This window comes from Actinophytocola sp., assembly GCF_049647105.1.
Taxonomy (GTDB): domain Bacteria; phylum Actinomycetota; class Actinomycetes; order Mycobacteriales; family Pseudonocardiaceae; genus Actinophytocola.
The window spans coordinates 58,960-80,813 of sequence record NZ_JBARWZ010000036.1 but is presented as its reverse complement, the minus strand read 5'-3'; the positions used below and the strand labels follow the sequence as shown (position 1 = coordinate 80,813).

Genomic DNA, 21,854 nt, shown 5'->3' with positions numbered 1-21,854 from the left:
CAGTAACGGCATGACCGCCGCCCCCCAGGACCCGCCTGCGCGAGCCGACCTCGACCTCCCCAGGATGCAGTCCGGCGGCAGCCCCCAGCACCTGCTCCTCACCCTGCTCGGCGACTACTGGTACGGCCAGCGCGCACCACTGCCGTCCGCGGCGCTCGTGGCGTTGCTCGGCGAGTTCGCCATCACCGAGATCAGCGCGCGGGCGGCGCTGAGCAGGCTGTCCCGCCGCGGCCTCCTGGAGCTGTCACGGGCGGGCCGCCACACGTCGTACGCGCTGAGCAGCCGCGCGGCACGGGTGCTCGCGGAGGGCCTCCGCCACATCACGACGTTCGGCGCGACGGAGGAACCCTGGTCTGGACAGTGGACGGTCGCGGTGTTCTCGGTGCCGGAGGACCAGCGGGACCTGCGGCACACCCTGCGCACCCGCCTGGGCTGGCTCGGGTTCGCGTCCCTGTTCGACGGGGTGTGGGTGTCCCCGCACGAGCGCGTCGCGGAGATCACCGGGGTCCTCGACGAACTGACCATCGACACGGCCACCGTGCTGCGGTCCGAGGTTGCGGACGGCAGCCCGGCCGGTGGGCACCCGATCAACGCGTGGGACCTCGACGCGTTGCAGGCCTCCTACGTCGCCTTCGTCACCGAGTACGAGTCGGTCCGGCAGCGCCTGCGGGCAGGACGGATCGGCACGGCCGAGGCGCTGGTCGTCCGCACCGCGCTCATGGACGCGTGGCGGCGGTTCCCAGGGCTCGACCCGGAACTGCCCGCGACCCTGCTGCCTCGGCCGTGGCCGAGGGCGCGGGCCAGGGAGCTGTTCGCCGAGCTGTACGACGAGCTGGCGTGGCTCGCCGAGCAGCGGGTCAAGCAGGTCGTCGGCCAGTTCGACAAGGACGTGGCCGCGCTGGTCCTCGGCCACGGCTCCGACTTCGCGGGCTGAGGTCTCAGCCGACGGTGCCCACCTCGGGCAGCACGACCTGGTCGCCGTCCCACTCGAACACCGTGTCCAGGCCCGCCTCCTTGCCGATGCGGCCGACGTAGTCGGCGACACCATCGCCGCCGTCCACACGCGACAGTGGGACCGGGCGGCCCGCGTCGTCGATCCAGCACGGCACGAACCCGGCGGAGACGATGCCGTCCCGGGTGCAGCGGCACACGGCGACGACCGTGTTCCTGCTCTCCGGGTGGAACGGGTAGCACGGCATGTCCGGGTCGGGCGTGAAGCCGTACAGCTCCACCCGCCTGCGTGCCCACGCGGCCCGCTCGGCGCTGTCGTTGCCGGTCGGGGTGAGCGCGTGGGTGACGGTCACGAAGTTGCCGAGGCCGTGGAAGATCGGCCGTCCCCGGTAGACCTCGATGCCGCGCATGATGTGTGCGTGGTGGCCGAACACGACGTGCGCGCCCGCGTCGACCGCGGCCCGTGCGACCGGTTGCTCGTACATCGCGAGCACCGAGGGCGTGTGCCCGACCCCCTTGTGCATCGACACCGCCACGACGTCGACCCGCTCCGCGAGCGCGGCGATGTCGTCGGTCATCGCGGCCAGGCTCGCGGGGTCCGCGAAGGTGTAGACGCTGGGCGGCCCGCCCGGGGTCGCGTGGTCCAGCTCGTAGTGCGTGAGCACCCGCACGTACGCACAGCCCGCCTTGCGGGAGGTGGCCCACGACTCGCGCGGGCCGACGAGGTTGTAGCTCAGCACCCCGATCCGCAGCCCGTCGCGTTCGAGCACGGCCGGTTCCCGTGCGCCGTCGAGGTCGGTACCGGCGCCCGCGGTCACGAGCCCGGCGGCGCGTGCGTGCGCGATCGTGTCGGTCACGCCGATGTCGCCGACGTCGTACACGTGGTTGCCCGCCAGCGTCACGACATGGAAACCGGCCTGTGCCAAGGCGTGCAGCGCGGCCGGGTCGGCCGGTGGCGCCGGGATGTCCGTGCTGATCTGTACGTCCGAGGTGCTGTGCGGGACCTCGACATGCCCGATCACGACGTCGCCGCCCGCGAGCACCGCCCTGGCCGGCGCGAGGAAGGAGGCCGGGTCCGGCTCGTCGAGCACGAGGTCCCCGACCGAGAGCACGGTCATCGGGTCAGGCATCGGTCTGCGCTCCTCGGGAGGCGGTGAGCTGGCTGGTGTAGCGGGACAGGAACGCACGCAGCCGGTCCGACGTGCCGTCCCCGAGCACGCCGCCGACCGGACCCTGCTCGACGACCCGGCCGCGGTCCATGAACACGTAGCGGTCGGCGACCTCACGGGCGAAGGCGATCTCGTGAGTGACGATGACCATCGTCATGCCCGCCGCCGCCAGGTCGCGGACCACGGTGAGCACCTCGTCGACCAGCTCCGGGTCCAGCGCGCTGGTCGGCTCGTCGAGCAGCATGATCCGCGGCCGGGTGGCGAGTGCCCTGGCGATCGCCACCCGCTGCTGCTGGCCGCCGGAGAGCTGCCTCGGGTGGGCGTCCGCCTTCTCCGTCAGGCCGACCTTGCCGAGCAGCTCCATCGCCCGCTCACGCGCCTGCTCGCGACCGAGGCCGTGCACCCGCACCTGGGCCTCGGTGATGTTGCGCAGCACCGTCCAATGTGGAAAGAGCTGGAACTGCTGGAACACCATGCCCATCCGGCGCCGCTGGCCGGCGACCCTGCGCGGTGGGAGCGGGCGCAGCGTCGCGCCGTCCCGCTCGTGGCCGAGCAGCTCGCCGTCGAGGTACATGGCGCCGCTGTCGATCGGTTCCAGCTGGTGCACGCACCGGACCAGCGTGGACTTGCCGGAACCGGACGGCCCGATGACGGCGACGACCTCGCCCTCCGCCACGTCGAGGCTCACGTCGTCGAGCGCGGCGTGCGCACCGAGGCTCCGCCGGATGTTCGCCACGCTCAGCACCGGGGTCACGACCGCCTCCCGCCCGCGGTCCGCTGCCCCCGGCCGAACCGTCGTTCGAGGCGCTGCTGCCCGAACGAGAGCGCGGTGACCACGACGAGGTACCAGAAGCACGCGACGATCAGCAGCGGGACGATCTGGTAGGTCTGGTTGTAGACGGACTGGACCGCGTGCAGCAGGTCGGTCATGGCGATCACGCTCACCAGCGACGTGCCCTTCAGCAGCGAGATGAACTGGCTGCCGCTCGGCGGGATGATCACCCGCATCGCCTGGGGCAGCACCACGCGGACGAACGTCTGCCCGCCGGTGAAACCCATCGCCATCGCCGCGTCCCGCTGACCGGAGTCCACCGAGAGGATGCCCGCGCGGACGATCTCGGCCATGTACGCGGCCTCGTGCAGCGTCAGCCCGATCAGCGCGGCGGTGAGCGGGGTGATCACCTCGTTCGTCGACCACGACTCGAACGTCGGCCCGAACGGGAGCCCGATCGACAGGCGCGGCAGCAGGTAGGCGAGGTTGAACCAGAACAGCAGCTGCACCAGCGGTGGGATGCCGCGGAACAGTCCTACGTAGACGGTGCACACCCAGCGCACCGGCGCGAAGTCGGCCAGCTGCCCCATGGCGAGCAGCACGCCGAGCACCGAGCCGGCGACCATCGCGACGACGGTCAGCAGGACCGAGGTGCCCAGTCCGGCCAGCACGTTCGGGTCGAACAGGTACTCGGCCACGACCGGCCACTCCAGCTGGTCGTTGTGCGTGACGAACCAGGCCACCTGGGCGGCGAGGACGACGAGCACCGCGCCACCGAGCCAGCGCAGCGGCCGGGGACGGGGGCGTGCGGTGGCGACGTCGACGTCCGGTGGCACCGGGGCGACGGTGGTGGTCACTGCGCGGCCGCCGTGTTGAGCCTCGGCTCCTCGACGGCGACCTTCTCCAGCCCGTACTTCTTCATGATCTTGTCGTACGCGCCGTTCGCGAAGATCTCCTCGAACGCCTCGAGCATGACCGGGCCGAGCCCGCCGGACTTCGGCACGAGCATGGCGAGCTGGTCGACGCCCGCGCCCTGCTCGTCGGTCTGCGTGACATAGCCGAACTCGCCCTTGGCCGCCGCCATCGCGTCGAGGGCGGCGCTCTCGGTCATGCCGACGGCGTCCGCGCGGCCCGACTTGGCGGCGAGGATCGTGCCGTTGGTGTCGGCGAGCCCGACGAACTCCACGGCCTGCTTCCCGTTGTCCGCGCACCAGTCCGACAGCCGGGTGGTCTGGTCCTCGATGATGCTGCCGTCCACACCGGACACCCGCTTGCCACACAGGTCGTCGCTGGACCTGATGTCGCCCGCGCCGGACTTCGGGACGAGGTATGCGGTCCTGGTGACCATCCAGACGATGGCGTCGAACTGCTTCTCCCGTTCCTCGGTGTCCTTCACCGGGCCGTTGAACGCGTCGTAGCGGCCGGACAGCATGCCCGACAGCGCGGCGGGAAGGCCGGGCACGATGACGATCTCGGTGCGGACGCCAAGCACCTCGCCGAGTGCCTGCTGGATGTCGTGGTCGATGCCGGTGACGGTCTTGCCGTCCGCGCCGACGATCCGGTACGGCGGGTGCGAGTCGCCGGCGAAGCGGATGACGCCGGAGTCCTTGAACTGCTGGGGAAGCTTGTCGTGGTGCGCGTTGCCCGCGTTGTCCGCGGGTGCCTGGCCGGGGTCGTCGGACGAACCGCCGCAGGCGGTCGTGGTCACGAGCACCACGGCCAGCGACGCGAGAAGGGTTCCACGGGACTTGAGCATCGGTGCTCCCGCCGTTGATATATGTGATTACACATTACGTGCGTGAGCAATAGTGTCTAACGTCAGGCCCGGGTTGTGTCAAGGCCGGATGCTCGCTCGATCGCCGAGGTGGTCGCGGTGAGCAACGCGACCCACTCGGGCAGGCGGGTGCGGTCGTAGCGGGCCGTGGGCATGGCGATCGACACCGCGGCGACCGGCGAGCCCGCCTGGTCCCGCAGCGCCCGGCCGATGGCGGTGACCCCCGCCTCGGTGCGCTGGTCGTTGACCGCGAACCCCTGGCGGCGCACCCGGCGCACCTCCCTGCGCAGCGCCGGGAGGTCGGCGTCGCCCGCGCAGTACCGCTCGAGGCCCTCCTCGCCGCGTGCGCCGAGGATCGCGAGACCGCCGGAGCTGAGACTGGCCGGGAGGAGCCTCCCCTCGCGGTCACCGACCCGCAGCACCTGGTCGCACTCCACGCTGACCACGAACCGCACGTCGGCGCCGTGGAGGACGGTGAGGTTCACCGTCTCCCCGCAGCGGCGGACCAGCTCCCGCACGTGTGGCAGCGCCAGCTCGCGCAGGCTGGTGACCGGTTCCGCCGCGACGGGGTGGGACAGCACCGGTCCCGCGGCGTAGCGCTTGTCCTGGTCCTGCACGGCGAACTCGCGGTACACGAGCATCGCGAGCAACCGGTGCGCGGTCGAGCGGGCCACGCCGAGCCGCTCCGCCACCTCGCTGCCCCGCAGCGGCCCCTCCTGCTGGAGGAGCACCGCGAGACGCAGCGCGTGGTCGACGGACTCGATGCTGTAGGCCGGTTTGTTCCGCACAACAGAATCCTAGATGCCGGTGAGCAGAACGGCGCTAGCGTCGGGCCATGACGTCGACCGAGTCCCCCGTCCGGCTCGCGATGCCGGACGCACCAGGTCAGCCAACGCCCTCCCCCGACCTCGCGCGCCTCTACCGCGACTTCGAGAGCGAGCTGCTCGTTCCACTGTGGACCGAGATCGGCGACCTGATGCCGACGAGCCCGAAGCCGGACGCGGCCCCGCACGTGTGGCGGTGGGCACGGCTGCTGGAGATCGCGGGCCGGTCCGGCGAACTGGTCCCGGTGGGACGCGGCGGCGAACGGCGGGCGATCGCGCTCGCCAACCCCGGCCTCGGCGGGGCCCCGTACGCGACGCCGACCCTGTGGGCGGCGATCCAGTACCTGAACCCGCGCGAGGACGCCCCCGTCCACCGGCACACGCAGCACGCGTTCCGGTTCGTCGTCGAGGGCGAGGGCGTGTGGACGGTCGTGGACGGCGACGCGGTGGCGATGCGCCGCGGCGACCTGCTGCTCACGCCAGGGTGGCGCTTCCACGGCCACCACAACCAGAGCGACACCCCGATGGCGTGGCTCGACGGGCTGGACATCCCGTTCGTGCACGCCACGGGCTCGGCGTTCTTCGAGCTGGGGCCGGACGTCGTCGAGAACCGCTCGACGCCGGCCCGCTCATACGCGGAGCGGCTGTGGGCACACCCCGGGCTGCGCCCGGTCTCCCAGCCGGGCGCCACACCCTCCTCCCCGATCACCGCCTACCGGTGGGAACACACCGACGCCGCGCTGTCGGCGCAGCTGGAACTGGCGGCCGAGGGCAGGCCCGGCGTGGTCGAACGGGGCCACGCCGCGGTCCGGTTCAGCAACCCCACGACGGGCGGCGACGTCCTGCCCACCATCCGCGCCGAGATGCACCGGGTGTGCGCGGGCACCACCACGACGACCCGGCGCGAGGTCGGCTCGTCGGTCTGGCAGGTCTTCGACGGCACCGGCCGGGTCTCGCTCGGCGGCCGGGCATGGCGGGTCGAACGCGGCGACCTCGTCGCGGTGCCGTCCTGGGTGCCGTTCGCGGTGACCGCCGAGTCCGAGGTGGACCTGTTCCGCTTCAGCGACACCCCGATCTTCGAGAGTCTGCACGCCTACCGGGTTCAGGAGGGTGACGAATGAGGCTCGCCACGCTGCGGCTGGCAGGCCGGACCACCGCCGCCCGCCTGCTCGACGACACGACCGCGGTCGAGCTACCAGCGCCGGATCTCGGCGCGCTGCTGGCCGACCCCGGCTGGCGAACCGTCGCGGCCCGCGACGGCGCACACCACCCCGTCACCGACCTCGCGCCGCCGGTCCCCCGGCCGGGCAAGATCGTGTGCGTCGGGTTGAACTACCGCAACCACATCCTGGAGATGGGGCGCGAGCTGCCTGCCCACCCGACGCTGTTCGCCAAGTACGCCGAGGCGCTGGTCGGCCCCCAGGACGACATCGCGCTCGACCCCGCGTCCGACGCGGTGGACTGGGAGGCCGAGCTCGCGGTGGTCATCGGCGCACCGGTCCGCCGCGCGACCGAGGCGCAGGCCGCGGCCGCGATCGCCGGTTTCTCGGTGCTCAACGACATCACCATGCGGGACTGGCAGTACCGGACACCGCAGTGGCTGCAGGGCAAGACCTTCGAGGGCAGCACCCCGTTCGGCCCGGTGCTGGTCACGCCGGACGAGCTGCCGGGCGGTGTCCGGCCCGCTCTCGCGCTGCGGTGCGCGGTCGACGGCGTCATCGTCCAGGAGTCGACCACAGAGGATCTCGTCTTCGACCCGGTGGCACTGGTCCGGTACGTCTCCGAGATCGTGACCCTGCGCCCGGGGGACGTCATCGCGACCGGCACACCCGGCGGCGTCGGCCACGCGAGGGACCCTCGGCGGTACCTCACCGACGGGGCCACCGTGAGCACCGAGATCGAGGGGATCGGCACGCTGACCAACGTCGCCCGTGCGCAGGCCCCGGTGCAGGCGTGATCGAGGCCGCCACCGGGCTGTTCCTGTCCACAATGGACAAGATCGCGGACGACGAGTTCGCCGTCGAGGTGCTGCCCGGCTGGACCCGCGCGCATGTCGTCGCCCATGTCGCCGCCAACGCGGACGCGTTGCGGCGACTGGTCACGTGGGCCAGGACCGGCGTCCGGACACCGATGTACGCCTCACCGGACGAACGGGACCAGGAGATCGAGCTGGGTGCCCGCAGGAGTCCGGCGGACCTCCGTGCCACGGCGCACGCCTCGGCCGCCGCCCTCGCGACGGACCTCGCCGGCCTGCCGGCGGCCCGGTGGGAGGCGGAGGTCGTGACGGCGCAGGGCCGCACGGTGCGGGCGACCGAGCTGCCATGGCTGCGCACCAGGGAGGTCGCGGTCCACGCGGTGGACCTGGCGGCGGGCACCGACTTCGCCGACCTGCCCGACGGGGTGTGCGAGGCGCTGGTGACCGACATCGCCCGGTGGCGCGACAAGCAGGGGAACGGACCGGCTCTTACGGTTACCTCCGCCGACCGGACCTGGGACATCGCCGGTGACGGCACACCCGTGCACGTCACCATGCCCGTGCCCGAGCTGGCGGCGTGGCTCAGCGGACGTCGCCGGGAGCCGTCGCTCCCGGCGCTGCCACGGTGGCTCTGAGCCCTACAGGTACTCGGCCGTGGTACCGCCGAGCTCCAAGGCGGGCAGACCGAGCTTGCGGTGGTCCCACGACCGGGTGCGCGCGACGTCGATGCGCACGGCGACCCGCTTGGCGAGCATGAACTCGACCATCGGCCGCACTTCCTCGCTGTACGGGCCGTTGTACCGCTCCCAGACGTTCACGCCGACCGCCCACAGCGCGGCCGGATCGTCGACGATGGTGGCGTGCCCCTCCAGCGCGACACCACGCAGTGCGTCGTAGGTGTGGCCGGTCTCGACCATCACGGTCACCCGGCCGTCGCGGCGGATGTTCACCGCCTTCTGCGACTTGGCCTTCGTCTCGAACCACACCACGCCGTCGATCACGGCGAACCACATCGCCACCAGGTGCGGCTGGCCGGACGGGCCGATCGTCGCCAGGGTCGCCACCCGCTGCTCACACAGGAACCTGGCGATCTCGTCGTCGGACATCACGACCTGGTCGCGCTGGTTCACACCCATGAGCACCCCTTTGTCACTAGGTGAGACAACGCCACAAAAGAGACTACGCCGTCGCCGACGGCATCACCGGCCCGTGGCGCGGGCAACGTCCTGACCGTGGGCTTCGAGCCGTACTCATGCCGATTCCACCGCATGACCACTTCGTCACCAACAGAAGAAAAGCAGTCTGCCGTAGACATGGTCTGCGAGCGCTTACGAACGGTCGTGGTCTTGAACAGGGAGTGACCAATGCGGACTGCTCCACCCCTTTCCACGGACGACACGGTCCGGCAACTTCTTCAGCTGATCTTCGAGTTCCGGCGGACCGACGACACCGCCGGTCCGTGTGCGGAGCGGCCATGTGAGACCTGCTTCGCGGTGCACCGGGACAAGGTCAGGGACTTCGTCGTCGCGGGGAGACCGGTGCACTTCGTGCTTCCGGCGTTTCCCGCGAAGTCCCGCAACCCGAACAAGGTGCTCGGCACGCTGCCCGATCTCGGGGAACACCTTGCCATCGGGTTCCTGGAGTCCTTCTGCGACCAGCTGAGCCACGTCTACCCGCCCGGCGCGCGGATCACCATCTGCTCGGACGGCCACGTGTTCAGCGACGTACTCGGGATTCCCGACGACGACGTGCTGGAATACCGCACCGAGCTGCGCAGGATGATCCGCGCCACCGGTGGTGGTTCGGTGGACATCTACTCTCTCGACGACGCGTTCCGCTCGGCGTCGTTCGCCGACATGCGGGACACGCTGCTGCTCAAGTACGCGCAGTCGATCGACGAGATCCGCATGCAGGTCAAGGAGCTGCCGGCCAGACGCGGGCTGTTCAACGGGATCCACCGCTTCATGGTCGAGGACCAGACCGCGTTGCGGCCCGAGCTCTCCCGCACCAAGCTCCGCACCCACTGCAAGGAGATGGCCTACCAGGTCATCCAGCGCAGCAACGCCTGGGGCGAACTGATCGGCGACGTGTTCCCCGCCTCGCTGCGGCTCTCGATCCACCCGCAGGAACGCCACGGGCAGAAGATCGGGTTCCACATGATCAGGACCACGGACAGCTGGCTGACCCCGTGGCACGGCGTGGTCGTCGACGACGGCCACAGGTTCACGCTCGTCAAGCGGAGCGACGCGGAGAACATGCGGGCCTCGTTGATCTGGCGCAACAGCAGACCGAGCCACTTCGTCCGTCCCGCAGCGACCGAGATGACCGAGCTTCAGGGGAAGGCCGCCTGATGACACGATCCGTATCACCAGACCTGATCCGCACCGACCTGCGACCGTTCGGGCGGGTGGTGCAAGCCGAACCGGGTGCCGACGTGCGCCGGATCCCGCCCGACCTGTTGCGGGACTGGACGATCGAGTCCAAGGTGGTGGTGCTGCGCGGGTTCGACCTGCTGGAGACCGACCAGCTCGTCGGCTACTGCGAGAACTGGGGCGAGATCCTCACCTGGGACTTCGGCGCGGTGCTCGACCTCGTGATCCACGACGACCCGTCGAACTACCTGTTCAGCCGGGGAGACGTGCCGTTCCACTGGGACGGCGCGTTCGCACGCGCCACCCCCAGCCTGTTCCTCTTCCAGTGCGTCAGTGCCCCGCCATCGGGCACCGGTGGGGAGACGGTCTTCTGCGACACGGCGGAGGTCGTCCGCCGGGCCGGTCCGGAACTGCGCAGGACGTGGGAGTCCGTCGAGGTCACCTACCGCACCGACAAGCTCGCGCACTACGGCGGCAACGTGACGCAACCGCTGCTGTCCACCCACCCGGTGACCGGCGAGACCACCATCCGCTACGCGGAGCCGCTCGACCCCGCGCGGTACCTGAACCCGCTCTTCCTCACCATGTCCGGTGTCCCCGCCCAGGACGCGGGCCCGTTCATGGCCGACCTCCGGGACCGGCTGCACGACCCCGAGGTCTGCTACCACCACGAGTGGCGCGACGGCGACATCGTCATCGTCGACAACCACGCGCTGGTGCACGGTCGCAACGCGTTCCGAGGCGACCCGTCCAGGCACCTGCAGCGCATCCAGGTCATCTGAGCACCGCGAGGGGACAGACGATGAATGTTCGGCCAGAGTACGACGTGATCATCATGGGTGGCGGGCCCGCCGGCTCGACGCTCGGCGCGCTGCTGGCGCGGCAGAGCGACCTGCGGGTGTGCGTCTTCGAGAAGGAGGTCTTCCCGCGCGAGCACATCGGGGAGTCCTTCGCGCACCCGCTCATCCCGGTGCTGGAGGAGAGCGGCGCACTGGAGAAGGTGCTCGCGAGCGACTGCTGGGTGAAGAAGTACGGCGGCGTGTTCAACTGGGAGGACGGTGACCCGAAGGTCGCGTTCTTCGACCACGCCAACTGGGTCAACGACGGCGTGCACCGATGGGCCATGCACGTCAACCGCGCCGAGTTCGACCACATCCTGCTCGACCACGCCGCGGAGTCGGGAGTGGACGTCTTCCAGGGCGTGTCGGTCTCGAAGTTCGAGCCGACCGGCGACGGGTGCGTCGTGACGCTCAAGGACGGCACCACCGTGCGCGGCGGCTACTTCGTCGACGCGTCCGGCCGACGCAACAGCATCGCCGCCAAGCAGAAGCGCGAGTGGCTGTCCGGCTACCGCAACATCGCCATCTGGCAGCACTTCCTCGGCGGACAGTCCGTGCAGTCGATGCCTGAGGACTGGAACGTCTTCCACGAGCCGAACGTGTCACCGATCGGCTGCTTCGCCTTCCCCGACGGCTGGTGCTGGTACATCCCGGTGCCGAAGTTCGTCGACGGGAAGCGGGTGCTGACCCACTCCATCGGCATCGTCACCAACCCGGCCGTGCTCAAGCTGGCTGGCAAGGACTTCACCAGGCAGGACGTCTTCATCGACACGGTGAAGCAGGTGCCGCTGCTCGGCGAGCTGATCCAGGACGTCACCCCGATCGCCGACAAGATGCTCACCGCCACCAACTACTCGATGATCAACGACCAGTTCGCGAACTACGACGAGCGGTGGCTGCTCATCGGCGACGCGTCCTACTTCGTCGACCCGCTGTTCTCCTCCGGCGTCGCGTTCGCGGCCAACCAGGCCGCCACCGCCGCGTTGCTGCTGAAGCAGAGCGCCGATCCGGCCACCTCCGAGCGCGAGGCCCGCGACCTCTGGCACGACTACGACGAGGGCTGGCACGGGATGGCGAAGACCTACGCGCTGTCCATCGACCAGTGGTATCACGCCATCGGCAAGAACAACCCCGGCAGCGTCTACTGGCAGAGCAGGGGGAACACGGTCGACCTCGGCATCCAGGAGCGGACCTTCGACGCCCTGCTGAACACCGGCTTCACCCCCGACCTGCTGCAGGTGATCACCAGTGGCAGCAGGCGGATGGCCGACCTCGACCGCAACGGCCCGTTCGCCGCGGCCGCCGCGCTCGCCGAACCGGAGGACCTGACGCCGGACACCGAACTGGAGCTGGCGGCGGACGTCCGGGTGCGGCCCGGTCCTGGGCTGGACGTGCCGGGGTTCAAGGCGTTCATCCCGCCACCGCCGTTCGACCTGCCACCGCCGGTCAAGGAGGCCATCGCGAAGTACTGGGAGGACCCGGTCGCGAACGGGCACGTCGCACCGTCGCCGACGGCCGAACCGATTCCCTGCCAACGGTTCGAGACGCCGACCCAGGAGATCCGAGGGCTCGACCGCGACGGCGCCGCTGAGCTGGCCGCGCTGCTCGCGAGTGGGCCGGTGCGCTACCAGGAACTCCTCGACACGCTGACACTCCCCCAGCTACAGCTGTTCAAGCGGCTGTACCTGGCCGGTGTGGTGACCGTGGCGTCGGCCGCGCCGACCGCGGAGGCGGCGTGACCATGACCACCACTCCCGACCACGCACGCGCCATCGGTCAGTGGCGCGACCTGCTCGGCGATGACGCCGTCACCAGCGACCAGGACGGCCTGGACGCGTTGCTGCGCAACACGACCGCCTACGGCCCACGGTCCATTGTGGCCGCGTTGCGGCCGGACTCGGTCGACGACGTGATCACGGTCGTGCGGATCGCCCGCGAGACCGGCGTGCCCCTCTACCCGTACAGCACCGGCAAGAACTGGGGCCTCGGCTCGCGGGTGCCACCGAGGGACGGGTGCGCGCTGCTCGACCTCGGCAAGCTGAACCGGATCCGCGAGGTCAACGAGAAGCACCACTACGCGATCATCGAACCCGGTGTGACGCAACAACAGCTCGGTGAGTACCTCCGCGAACGCGGGCTGCGGCTGCTGCTCAACGTCACCGGGTCCTCGCCGAAGTCGAGCGTGCTCGGCAACGCGATCGAACGTGGCACCGGTTTCCGCAACCACCGCACGGAGGACGTGCGCGGCGTCGAGGTCGTGCTCGGCACCGGTGACCTGGTGCGCACCGGGTACTGGGGCAACGACGACAACATCCGCGAGGCGCACCACTACAAGTACGGTATGGGCCCGTACCTGGACGGGCTGTTCACGCAGTCCAACTACGGCGTGGTGACCTCCGCGGTGGTGAACCTGGTGCCCGCACAGGAAGCCATGCGGATGCTCATGTTCACCTTCCCTGACCCCCGGCTCGCGGACGCCATCGACACCGTGTCCGGCCTGTTCCGCGACCGCACGCTGCGCTCGATCGTGCACGTCTTCAACGACAAGCGCATCCTCACGATGAGCGCCAGCACCGAGTCGGCCACGTGGACCGGGGTGACCGCGATCGACGGCTCCGCCGCCTATGTGGCGTTCGCGCGGGAAGAGCTGACCGCGGCGCTCGCGCCGCTGGGCGGCGCCGTGACGTTCTTCTCCCAGGAGGACATGGCGGGCGCCGACCCGATGGTCGACGGCATGTTCCGTGTGCACAGCGGCGAGTCGAACAGCGTGTTCATGAACGGGCTCTACCAGACGCTCGGAGACGGGTCCGATGTCGCCGATCCCGACGACCTCGACGCGACGCGGTACGGGATGCTCGCGTGCATGCCGTTCCTGCCCGCGGACGGCCCGGTGGTCACCGAGGCCGTCGAGCTGGTGGAGAAGGTGTGCGCGCAGTACGACCTCGTGCCCGCGATCGCACTCAACCCGGTCGACGCGAACGCGCTCGAGTCGGTGATCAACGTCTACTTCGACACGACCGACGCCGCGCAGGTACGCAACGCCCACGCGTGCAGTGCAGCGCTGCACCGCGCGCTGTACGAGGACGGGTTCCGCTTCTACCGCGTCGACATCGCGAACATGGCCTACCTGACCGGTCAGGACACCCCGGTCTGGGCCGCCGGTGAGCTGCTCAAGAACGCGCTGGACCCGGACCACGTCATCGCGCCGGGCCGCTACGGCAGGCTCTGACCGGAGGAGACAGGATGTCCGCTGCCGCGGCGAACGTTCAGGCGCTGCTGTCGGTCGGCGCGGTCGTGGTGAGCGTCCGTACCGTCGGCTGGCTGATCGCGAAGGTCGGCCAGCCGAGGGTCATGGGCGAGATCATCGCGGGCATCCTGCTTGGACCCAGCGTGCTGGGACTGTTCTGGCCGGAGGCGTTCGGGTTCCTGTTCCCGGACGGGGTGATCGGCGCGCTGAAGGTGCTGGCCCAGTTCGGTCTGACCCTGTTCATGTTCCTGATCGGGATCGAGCTGAACCTCCGGTCGTTGCGCGGCCAGGGGCGCAGAGCGGTGGCGATCAGCCAGGCGTCGATCGTGGTGCCGATGCTGCTCGGTGCCGCGCTGGCACTGTGGCTGTACCCGGCCTACGGCGCCGGTGTCGACCGGCTGGCCTTCGTCCTGTTCATCGGCGCCGCGATGTCGATCACCGCGTTCCCGGTGCTGGCCAGGCTGTTGCAGGAGACCGGTCTGATCAGGACCCGGACCGGCGTGCTGGCGATGACCTGCGCGGCGATCGACGACGTGACGGCGTGGTGCCTGCTGGCGGTGGTCGTGGCCACCACGTCGTCCTCCGGGATGTGGGACGCCGCGGCGACCATCGGGCTGGCCGTCGTGTACGTGCTCGTCATGCTCAAGGTGATCGCCCCGCTGCTCACCAGGTTCGAGCGCGTGCCGCTGTGGGCGGTGCTGGTGCTCCTGCTCGTGAGCGCGTGGACCACCGAGCAGATCGGCATCCACGCCATCTTCGGCGGGTTCCTGGCCGGGGTGGTGATGCCGCGACGCGAGCCGTGGCGCCAGGAGGTCCACGACCGCCTCGAAACCACGGTCACCTACCTGCTGCTGCCGGTGTTCTTCGTGGTCGTGGGCCTCGGCACCCGCGTCGACCTGCTCACCTCGCCTGCTCTCTGGGGGGTCACCGCGCTGGTGATCGTGGTGGCCGTCGCGGGCAAGTTCGGCGGCGCGGCACTGGCGGCCCGCGCCGCAGGCGAGACCTGGCAGTCCTCGGCGACGATCGGCCTGCTGATGAACACCAGGGGCCTGACGGAGATCGTCATCCTCACCGTGGGCCTTGAGCTCGGTGTCATCACGCCGACCCTGTTCACGATCATGCTGCTGATGGCGCTCGTGACGACCCTGATGGCGGCTCCCCTGCTGCGGCTGGTCCCCCAGCCACGCGAGGTCCTCGCCGCCTGAACTCGGCGAGGACGGTTGGCCGGGCGTTTCGCGGGAACTACTACTCGTCGAAACGACACACCCGGGCACACGAAAGGGCCGACCAGATGGTGCTCACAGTGGCCTGGCTGGCGTTGAGCTTCGCCATGATCCTCGCCGGAGCCATCGCGTTCACCAACGCCGTCGAGTGGGCGGGCATGCGGCTCAACCTCGGGCACGGCGCGGTGGGCAGTGTGCTGGCCGCCGTCGCGACCGCGTTGCCGGAGTCCACGATCCCGGTCATGGCGATCATCGCGGGCGAACAGTCCGGGCAGATCGCGATCGGCGCCATCATCGGGGCGCCGTTCCTGCTCGCCACCCTCGGCATGGTGGTGGTGGGCACCTCGACCTGGCTGGCACGCGGGCGACGCGACCAGGGCATCCAGCTGGAGCTGCACCGGTCGTCCACCATCCGGGACCTGTCGGTGTTCCTGGTGCTGCTGAGCGCCGGGCTCGTGCTCGGTGTGGTGCCCGTCGGCAAGACCGTGCACGTCGTGATGGCAGGCGTGTTCGTCATCGCCTACGGCGTCTACGTCTGGCGGACGGTCGTCCGCGCGGGCGACTCGGATGACGACGAGGACCTCGGCAGGCTGTACTTCGACCCGGCAAGGCCGTCGTCGCCAAGGAACATCCTGGTCATCGCGCAGGTGATCGTGAGCCTGGCCCTGATCGTCGGCGGCGCGGAACTGTTCGTGCACGAGGTCGAACGCCTCTCCGAGGCGCTCGGCATCACCGCACTCGTGCTCGCGCTCGCCCTCGCGCCGCTGGCCAGCGAGCTGCCGGAGAAGCTCAACAGCATCCTGTGGGTCCGGCAGGGCAAGGACGCGCTCGCCCTCGGCAACATCACCGGCGCGATGGTCTTCCAGACCGCGATCCCCGTCTCCATCGGCCTCGTGTTCGTCTCGTGGCAGCTGGAGCCCGCCGCCGTGATCGCCATGGCGTGCGCGTTCGTCGGCGGCGCGCTCGCACTGGTCAACGTGCGCCGCACCGGCCGGTTCACGACACCGTGGATCCTCACGTGGGCCGCGTTGTACGGCGGCGTACTGGTGTACCTGTTCGTCGGGGTGTGATGGCCCTACGCCGTCGGGCGGGACAGGTACCGGCCCGCCGGTTCACCGGTCACCCTGCCCTCCGCCAGTACCCGCCGGCCCCGGAGGAACGTGTCGGTGACCCGGGCGGACAGCTCGAAGCCCTCGAACGGGGTGTACTCCTGCGTCGACTCGGAGTCGGCCGCGCGGACCACCCACGTGTGGTCCGGGTCCACCAGCGCGATGTCCGCGTCGAAGCCGACCGCGACGTCGCCCTTGGTACGCAGGCCGTACCGCCGCGCCGGGTTCCTGGAGATCAGCTCCGCGACCCGGCCCAGCGGCAGGCCACGCCGTCGGCCCTCCGACACCAGGCCTGCCAGCAGGTACTCGGTGCCGCCGAACCCGGACTTCGCCACGAACACGTCCTCGCGCGGCGAACCGAACTTCGTCTCGTCGCGGCAGCAGGCGTGGTCGCTGACCACCCAGTCGACGGTGCCGTCCAGGACATACTCCCACAGCGCGTCCACGTCGTCCTGGTCGCGCAGCGGCGGGTTCACCTTGCCGCCGATGCCGTGCGCGGTGCGGAACGTCGCGAGCAGGTGCCCGATGGTCACCTCGCGCCGGAAGTCGATGTGCGGGAACGCCTCCGCCATCCGCAGCGCGGCGTCGACCGCCTTGCGGGAGCTCAGGTGCAGCAGGTTGATGTTCGCGAGCCCGGTCTCGTGCGCCAGGTACGACGCGATCGAGATCGCGAGGCCCTCCGAGTGCGCTGGGCGGGACGCCGAGTACGCCTCGAGGCCGGTCAGCTTCCCGTCGCGCTCCACGATCTTCGTGTACGCGGTCATGATCTCGGCGGTCTCGCAGTGCAGCGAAAGGGAGATCTCGTCGGCGCGGTCGGGGAAGGCCTCACGCGCGGCCTGGATGCCGCGCATCACGAACTCGAAGTGCGCGTAGTCGTACCGCTCGCCATCGGGGATCATGAGGAACTTGCTCTGGTCGCTGGACCGGCCGTGCAGGCCGTGGGAGCCGTAGAACATGAACACCTTGAACGACGGCACGCCGAACTTCTCGACCAGCTCGGGGATCTCCTCGATGTGCCTGCTCATCATCGGCGCGAGATGGAACCCGTAGTCCACATGGGACCGGCCCTCGCTGGTGGCGAGCACCTCGGGGAAGAACGTGCCGTACTCGCCGCCCTTGTTCAGGTAGTACTGCCCCGTCCGCATGTAGGTCAGGGCGGTGGTGACCCCGCCCTGCGCGCACGCCCTGCTCTCCGACTCGGTGTCGGCACCCAGCTCGTTGTAGATGCCCCAGTGCTGGTGTGCGTCGACGACGCCGGGGAACGCGAGCTTCCCGCCGCCGTCGACGACCTCGGTCGCGGCCGCGCCGGCCAGCTCGGGACCGACACCGGCGATCCTCCCGTCGCGTACCGCGATCGCGGTGCGCTCCGGTGCGTCGGCGCCCGGCCGGACCAGCTCGATGTTGTGCAGTACCAGGTCGTACTCAGACATCCCCTTGTTCCTTCTGTTCGTGGGCGAGCGCGAGCAGTTCGTCGGGGCGCGTGCCGTTCCCCAGTCCGGCGACGCACTTCTCGACGGCACCCGCCGCGTCGTCGGTCAGCACACCGGCCACGTTGTCGCGGAACTTCGCACGCAGCTCGTCGATGGTGAGCGGGTGGTCGGGGCCGCCGCGGTTGACGAGCACCTTGGCCGTCCACTCGCGACCGTCGCGGGTTCGCGCCAGGAGCACGGCGGGGAACTGGTACGGGAAGATCGCCGAGCACTCGTCGTCGGCGACCACGTCGGTGCACGCCATCAGCCGGACGCGAGCGGGTTCGCCGAGCAGCGCCTCGGCGTAGTCCGCGTAGGACGCACCGAGGCCCGCGCCGCCGAGCAGCCCGACGACCGCGGCGTACGGGCCACTGAACTGCGCCTCGTAGGTGGTGGCCGGGGTGCGCTTGCGTGCGATCGGCTCGCCGACCGTGCGCACCACGGCGGCGGGCACCCCGATGGTCAGCGACTCGATCTCCGCCGGGTCGACGCCCTGCTCGCGCAGCGCGCGACCCGCGTCGACGATGGTGTGGGTGAAGTGGTTCGCCGGGTAGGGCTTGAAGAAGATGCCCGGCACGGTCCAGCGTTCACCAAGCCCGTCGGTGATCTCGGCCGGGTCGAACTCGCCGCGCAGGAACGCCTCGAAGAACCCGAACCGGCCTTCCAGGACGGTCGGCGGGCCGGTGAAGCCGTGCCGCACCAGCTGTGCCGCACTCACCGCGGCGTGCGCCGCCCACCCGCAGTGCAGCCGTTTCACCGTGCCGCCGGTGCGGTTGGCCTCGATCACGCCCGCGGCCATCGACGCGGACACCCCGATGGTGTTGGCGATGCCGTCCTCGTCAAGGCCCAGCAGCATCGCCGCCGCGACCGCGCCGCCGATGGCGCCGCAGATCGACGTGGCGTGCTGGCCGTGCTCGAAGTACGTCGAGTTCTTCGCGTCCCGGTCGTAGCCCGCCATGCCGAGGCGGACGCACACCTCGAGCCCGGCGGCGACCGCGGCGAGCACCGCGTCCCCGTCCGCGCCCGCCGCCTCGGCAGCGGCCAGCGCGGCGGGCACGACCGACGCACTGGGGTGCAGCACCGACGGCAGGTGCGTGTCGTCGTAGTCCAGCGAGTGCGCCAGCACCCCGTTGGCGAGCGCGGCGAGCGCCGCTGGCACGAGCGTCGCGTCGCCGATCACGTGTGCCTGCCCGGCGCCGCCCTGCTCACGCACGTACGCGAGTGCGGCGGCGCTCGTGTCGAGCCGTCGCGCCGCGACGCACAGGCCGAGCACGTCGAGGATCCGGTCGCGCACACTCGATGCGACCTCCTCGGGCAGCGTCGTGCGCCGGACGGTGTCGGCGAAGCACGCGAGTCGCCTGCTCAGCGTCGGTTCGGTCGTCTGCTCGGTCACTGGTGCACCTCCCCTTGGACCACGGCCAGTTCCTCGAGGTCCAGCGTCTCGACGAGATGGATACCCCGTTCCACCAGCGGTACCCGGTGCGCGGACAGCGGTCCGTCACTCACGTGCTCATGCCCCCTTGGTCTCGATGACGGCCGCGAGTGCGCGGCAGAACGCGGCCGGGTCCTGTTCGGCCACGAAGTCGGTGGCACCCGGCAGCACCCGGGCCTCCCGGTGCTCGATCGCGGTGACCGCCCGTTCGTGCATGTAGCCGATCCGGTCGGCCGAGCCGGCGAGCAACAGGTCCACCTTGCCTGCCCGCCGTGCGGACGCGTGCAGGTCGTGGCGCCAGATCGCCCGGTAGGACGACGCGAAGTCGGGGCCGGCGTGCAGGTAGTCCCGCACCAGGTCGGTGACCAGCTCCGGCCCGGCCCACGGGTACTCGCCGGTGACCCGCCGCCAGATCCAGTCCAGGTGGGCCCCGTCCGGTGTCGGCGTGTACGGCGGCGCGAAGTCGGCGAGCCTGGCCGCCTTCTCCTCCTCGGTGTAGACCGGCACACCGTGCAGGACCACACCCGCCGCCCGACCCGGGCGCCGGGCGGCGGCGTGCAGTGCGAACACCGCGCCGGTGGCCCTGCCGAACAGCCATGGCCGTTCGGCGCCGAACGCGTCGGCGACGAACCACGCCAGGTCGGCGTACCGGTCGACGGTCCACTCGTCCCTGCCGACGCCGGAGCCCACCTCGGAACACCCGTATCCCGGGGTGTCCACGGCGACGGGCACGCAGAACCTGGCGAGCTCGCCGAGCACCTTGCGGTACCGGCGCGACGACAGCGGGCTCTGGTGCAGCATCACCAGCAACGGCCGATCGTCATGGACCTGTTCCTCGGCCGCCCGGTAGTGCACCAGGCCCCACGGGGCACGCAGATAGCCGGCCTTCACTCCGGTTCCCCGACGGCGAGCAGGCTGTCGACCCGCTCCGCACGCAGGCAGGCCACGTCGTGCCGCTCCGCGATCCGGCGCGGCGCGACCGGTCCCGAGGAGCACTCCTCGATCTCGATCGGGCAGCGTCCACTGAGGACACAGGCGACCGGGGCCGACGACGGGTTGGGGATCTCGCCGCGCAACGGCACGTGCTCGCGCTTCTCCCCCACCACCGTGGAGAGCGTCGCCGACAGCAACGCCTTGGTGTACGGGTGTTTCGGGTTGCCGAGCACCTCCTCGGTCGGCCCCTGCTCGACGATCTGCCCGAGGTACATCACCGCGACGCGGTCGCTGATCAGCCCGACGGTGGCGAGGTCGTGGGAGATGAAGATGTAGGAGATGCCCTGTTCCCGCTGCAGGTCCCGCAGCAGGTCGAGCACGCGGGCCCGCACCGAGACGTCCAGCGAGGACGTCGGCTCGTCCAGCACCACCAGCTCCGGCTCGGTGATGATGGCCCGCGCGATCCCGATCCGCTGCTGCTGTCCGCCGGACAGGTTGCGCGGGTAGCGCTCGGCGTGCTCCGGCGCGAGGCCGACCCGTTCGAGCATCGCCGTGACCTTCGCGCGGCGCTGCGACCTGGACAGCTCGCCTCGGTGGATGATCAACGGCTCCTCGACGATGTCGCCGACCCTGATGCGCGGGTTCAGCGACTCGTACGGTTCCTGGAACACCACCTGCATGCGGGAGCGCATCCCGCGCAGCTCCGTCTTCGACAGCCCGCCGAGCGTGGTCCCGTCGAAGGTCACCGAGCCCGCCGACGGGGTGATCAGCCCGAGCGCGACCCGGCCGAGCGTCGACTTGCCTGACCCGCTCTCGCCGATCACCGCGACCGTCTCGCCGGCACCGACCGACAGCGAGACCCCGTTGATCGCGTGCACCTCCTTGCCGCCGCGGCGGAAGACATGCCGGATGTCGGTCAGTTCCATCAGCTGCCGGGAAGATGACTCGCTCATGCGCCCGTCACCTCCGCCTTCGCGGCCATCGACCACGGCGCTGGCGGCACCGCGGCCAGCAACTGCCTGGTGTAGGCGTGCTGAGGGTCCCCGAACACGTCGGCGACCGCGCCGGTCTCCACCACGTGTCCCGACTTCATGACGACGACCTGCCTGCAGTACTGGGCGACCACACCGAGGTCGTGGGTGACGAGCAGCAGCGACCGGTTGCCTGCCGAGACCTGCCCGTCGATAAGGTCGAGGATCTGGCGCTGCACGGTGACGTCCAGCGCCGTGGTCGGCTCGTCGGCGATCACGAGCGGTGGATCGTGCAGCATCGCGAGCGCGATCACCACCCGTTGCGCCATGCCACCGGACAGCTCGTGGGCGTACCCGCGCAGCACCCGCTCCGGCCCTCGGACCTGAACCGAGTCGAGTCGCTCCATCGCCAGCGAGCGGACGTCGGCCCTGCTCAGCTTCCGGTGCGCGCGGATCACGTTGGCGAACTGCTTCTCGATGGACAGCACCGGATTGAGCGAGCCGAACGGGTTCTGCGCGACGAAACCGATCCGCCTGCCGCGGATGCCGCGCAGCTGCTTGCGGCTCGCCGTGCACAGGTCCACCCCGTCGAAGTCGGCCCGGCCTGCGACGACCCGGCCGCTGGCGGGCAGGAGGCCGAGGATCGACCTGATCGTCACGGACTTGCCGGAGCCGGTCTCGCCGACCAGCCCGACCGCGACGCCCTGCGGCACCTCGAAGGAGATGTCCTCGATGGCCCGCACCCCGCTCACGCGGGTGCGGAACTCGGTCGTGAGCCCGGAAACGCTCAGCAT

At 70.4% G+C, this 21,854-nt stretch carries 21 protein-coding genes; 10 read left to right on the top strand and 11 right to left on the bottom strand.

The features are described 5' to 3' along the window. Window positions 1-10 precede the first annotated feature (10 nt). Window positions 11-934 carry a PaaX family transcriptional regulator C-terminal domain-containing protein gene (locus WBA97_RS05440; RefSeq protein WP_424229576.1) on the top strand — a complete coding sequence of 308 codons (924 nt, stop codon included), beginning with the start codon at window positions 11-13 and terminating at the stop codon, window positions 932-934. A 4-nt stretch (window positions 935-938) separates the two neighbouring features. Here the strand turns inward: WBA97_RS05440 and WBA97_RS05435 are convergent, their stop codons facing one another. From WBA97_RS05435 to WBA97_RS05415, 5 genes are all read right to left on the bottom strand, one after another. Beyond that, a complete protein-coding gene (locus WBA97_RS05435; protein ID WP_424229575.1) occupies window positions 939-2,081 on the bottom strand; it encodes a CapA family protein in 1,143 nt (380 codons plus the stop codon). Beyond that, window positions 2,074-2,874, bottom strand: coding sequence for an amino acid ABC transporter ATP-binding protein (locus WBA97_RS05430; protein WP_424229574.1), 801 nt, complete (start codon window positions 2,872-2,874; stop codon window positions 2,074-2,076). Before WBA97_RS05430 ends, WBA97_RS05435 begins: the two co-directional genes overlap by 8 nt. Beyond that, a complete protein-coding gene (locus WBA97_RS05425) occupies window positions 2,871-3,749 on the bottom strand; it encodes an amino acid ABC transporter permease (RefSeq protein WP_424229573.1) in 879 nt (292 codons plus the stop codon). The genes WBA97_RS05430 and WBA97_RS05425 overlap by 4 nt, the downstream gene beginning before the upstream one ends. After that, a complete protein-coding gene (locus tag WBA97_RS05420; protein WP_424229572.1) occupies window positions 3,746-4,648 on the bottom strand; it encodes a transporter substrate-binding domain-containing protein in 903 nt (300 codons plus the stop codon). Before WBA97_RS05420 ends, WBA97_RS05425 begins: the two co-directional genes overlap by 4 nt. A 62-nt stretch (window positions 4,649-4,710) precedes the next feature. Next, complete coding sequence (locus WBA97_RS05415) at window positions 4,711-5,454, bottom strand: IclR family transcriptional regulator (RefSeq protein ID WP_424229571.1); 744 nt, start codon at window positions 5,452-5,454, stop codon at window positions 4,711-4,713. 47 nt (window positions 5,455-5,501) lie between these two features. On the opposite strand from WBA97_RS05415, the gene WBA97_RS05410 reads away from it, so the two are divergent. From WBA97_RS05410 to WBA97_RS05400, 3 genes are read left to right on the top strand one after another with little or no spacing between them, the layout of a single operon-like run. Beyond that, complete coding sequence (locus WBA97_RS05410; RefSeq protein ID WP_424229570.1) at window positions 5,502-6,611, top strand: cupin domain-containing protein; 1,110 nt, start codon at window positions 5,502-5,504, stop codon at window positions 6,609-6,611. Beyond that, window positions 6,608-7,447: a fumarylacetoacetate hydrolase family protein gene (locus WBA97_RS05405; RefSeq protein WP_424229569.1), complete on the top strand. Its 840-nt coding sequence runs from the start codon at window positions 6,608-6,610 to the stop codon at window positions 7,445-7,447. The genes WBA97_RS05410 and WBA97_RS05405 overlap by 4 nt, the downstream gene beginning before the upstream one ends. Continuing rightward, window positions 7,444-8,100: a maleylpyruvate isomerase family mycothiol-dependent enzyme gene (locus WBA97_RS05400; RefSeq protein ID WP_424229568.1), complete on the top strand. Its 657-nt coding sequence runs from the start codon at window positions 7,444-7,446 to the stop codon at window positions 8,098-8,100. Before WBA97_RS05405 ends, WBA97_RS05400 begins: the two co-directional genes overlap by 4 nt. Before the next feature lie 3 nt (window positions 8,101-8,103). Here the strand turns inward: WBA97_RS05400 and WBA97_RS05395 are convergent, their stop codons facing one another. Next, window positions 8,104-8,601: a pyridoxamine 5'-phosphate oxidase family protein gene (locus WBA97_RS05395; protein ID WP_424229567.1), complete on the bottom strand. Its 498-nt coding sequence runs from the start codon at window positions 8,599-8,601 to the stop codon at window positions 8,104-8,106. Window positions 8,602-8,829: 228 nt separating this feature from the next. Between WBA97_RS05395 and WBA97_RS05390 the strand changes: the two genes are divergently transcribed. The 6 genes from WBA97_RS05390 to WBA97_RS05365 all read left to right on the top strand — a co-directional run bounded on the left by WBA97_RS05390 (window position 8,830) and on the right by WBA97_RS05365 (window position 16,216). Then, the gene (locus WBA97_RS05390; protein WP_424229566.1) at window positions 8,830-9,816 is read left to right on the top strand and encodes an L-tyrosine/L-tryptophan isonitrile synthase family protein; all 987 of its coding nucleotides are present in this window, start codon (window positions 8,830-8,832) and stop codon (window positions 9,814-9,816) included. Further along, entirely contained in the window at window positions 9,816-10,619 is an 804-nt protein-coding gene (locus WBA97_RS05385) for a TauD/TfdA dioxygenase family protein (RefSeq protein ID WP_424229565.1), read from the top strand. The genes WBA97_RS05390 and WBA97_RS05385 overlap by 1 nt, the downstream gene beginning before the upstream one ends. Before the next feature lie 20 nt (window positions 10,620-10,639). Beyond that, window positions 10,640-12,415, top strand: a complete 1,776-nt coding sequence (locus WBA97_RS05380) for an NAD(P)/FAD-dependent oxidoreductase (protein WP_424229564.1) — start codon at window positions 10,640-10,642, stop codon at window positions 12,413-12,415. A 2-nt stretch (window positions 12,416-12,417) separates the two neighbouring features. Then, on the top strand, window positions 12,418-13,905 hold the full coding sequence (locus WBA97_RS05375) for an FAD-binding oxidoreductase (RefSeq protein ID WP_424229563.1): 1,488 nt from the start codon (window positions 12,418-12,420) through the stop codon (window positions 13,903-13,905). Window positions 13,906-13,919: 14 nt separating this feature from the next. After that, a complete protein-coding gene (locus tag WBA97_RS05370) occupies window positions 13,920-15,128 on the top strand; it encodes a cation:proton antiporter (RefSeq protein ID WP_424229562.1) in 1,209 nt (402 codons plus the stop codon). Between the two features lie 86 nt (window positions 15,129-15,214). Continuing rightward, window positions 15,215-16,216 (top strand): sodium:calcium antiporter, encoded by a 1,002-nt coding sequence (locus tag WBA97_RS05365; RefSeq protein WP_424229561.1) that lies wholly within the window; start codon window positions 15,215-15,217, stop codon window positions 16,214-16,216. A 5-nt stretch (window positions 16,217-16,221) separates the two neighbouring features. Here WBA97_RS05365 and WBA97_RS05360 read toward each other — a convergent pair whose 3' ends face one another. The 5 genes from WBA97_RS05360 to WBA97_RS05340 all read right to left on the bottom strand — a co-directional run bounded on the left by WBA97_RS05360 (window position 16,222) and on the right by WBA97_RS05340 (window position 21,854). After that, window positions 16,222-17,685, bottom strand: a complete 1,464-nt coding sequence (locus tag WBA97_RS05360) for a dihydroorotase (protein ID WP_424229560.1) — start codon at window positions 17,683-17,685, stop codon at window positions 16,222-16,224. Next, a complete protein-coding gene (locus WBA97_RS05355; RefSeq protein WP_424229559.1) occupies window positions 17,678-19,117 on the bottom strand; it encodes an MmgE/PrpD family protein in 1,440 nt (479 codons plus the stop codon). The genes WBA97_RS05360 and WBA97_RS05355 overlap by 8 nt, the downstream gene beginning before the upstream one ends. 117 nt (window positions 19,118-19,234) lie before the next feature. After that, window positions 19,235-20,047, bottom strand: a complete 813-nt coding sequence (locus WBA97_RS05350; protein ID WP_424229558.1) for an alpha/beta fold hydrolase — start codon at window positions 20,045-20,047, stop codon at window positions 19,235-19,237. Continuing rightward, on the bottom strand, window positions 20,044-21,042 hold the full coding sequence (locus WBA97_RS05345; protein WP_424229557.1) for an ABC transporter ATP-binding protein: 999 nt from the start codon (window positions 21,040-21,042) through the stop codon (window positions 20,044-20,046). Before WBA97_RS05345 ends, WBA97_RS05350 begins: the two co-directional genes overlap by 4 nt. Continuing rightward, a complete protein-coding gene (locus tag WBA97_RS05340; protein WP_424229556.1) occupies window positions 21,039-21,854 on the bottom strand; it encodes an ABC transporter ATP-binding protein in 816 nt (271 codons plus the stop codon). The genes WBA97_RS05345 and WBA97_RS05340 overlap by 4 nt, the downstream gene beginning before the upstream one ends.

Bases quoted from the DNA above. Each gene is read 5' to 3' on its own strand.
- WBA97_RS05440 (WP_424229576.1), top strand. From the start codon at position 11: ATGACCGCCGCCCCCCAGGACCCGCCTGCGCGAGCCGACCTCGACCTC.
- WBA97_RS05435 (WP_424229575.1), bottom strand. From the start codon at position 2,081: ATGCCTGACCCGATGACCGTGCTCTCGGTCGGGGACCTCGTGCTCGAC.
- WBA97_RS05420 (WP_424229572.1), bottom strand. From the start codon at position 4,648: ATGCTCAAGTCCCGTGGAACCCTTCTCGCGTCGCTGGCCGTGGTGCTC.
- WBA97_RS05410 (WP_424229570.1), top strand. From the start codon at position 5,502: ATGACGTCGACCGAGTCCCCCGTCCGGCTCGCGATGCCGGACGCACCA.
- WBA97_RS05405 (WP_424229569.1), top strand. From the start codon at position 6,608: ATGAGGCTCGCCACGCTGCGGCTGGCAGGCCGGACCACCGCCGCCCGC.
- WBA97_RS05395 (WP_424229567.1), bottom strand. From the start codon at position 8,601: ATGGGTGTGAACCAGCGCGACCAGGTCGTGATGTCCGACGACGAGATC.
- WBA97_RS05390 (WP_424229566.1), top strand. From the start codon at position 8,830: ATGCGGACTGCTCCACCCCTTTCCACGGACGACACGGTCCGGCAACTT.
- WBA97_RS05385 (WP_424229565.1), top strand. From the start codon at position 9,816: ATGACACGATCCGTATCACCAGACCTGATCCGCACCGACCTGCGACCG.
- WBA97_RS05380 (WP_424229564.1), top strand. From the start codon at position 10,640: ATGAATGTTCGGCCAGAGTACGACGTGATCATCATGGGTGGCGGGCCC.
- WBA97_RS05375 (WP_424229563.1), top strand. From the start codon at position 12,418: ATGACCACCACTCCCGACCACGCACGCGCCATCGGTCAGTGGCGCGAC.
- WBA97_RS05370 (WP_424229562.1), top strand. From the start codon at position 13,920: ATGTCCGCTGCCGCGGCGAACGTTCAGGCGCTGCTGTCGGTCGGCGCG.
- WBA97_RS05365 (WP_424229561.1), top strand. From the start codon at position 15,215: ATGGTGCTCACAGTGGCCTGGCTGGCGTTGAGCTTCGCCATGATCCTC.
- WBA97_RS05360 (WP_424229560.1), bottom strand. From the start codon at position 17,685: ATGTCTGAGTACGACCTGGTACTGCACAACATCGAGCTGGTCCGGCCG.
- WBA97_RS05345 (WP_424229557.1), bottom strand. From the start codon at position 21,042: ATGAGCGAGTCATCTTCCCGGCAGCTGATGGAACTGACCGACATCCGG.
- WBA97_RS05340 (WP_424229556.1), bottom strand. From the start codon at position 21,854: ATGCTGAGCGTTTCCGGGCTCACGACCGAGTTCCGCACCCGCGTGAGC.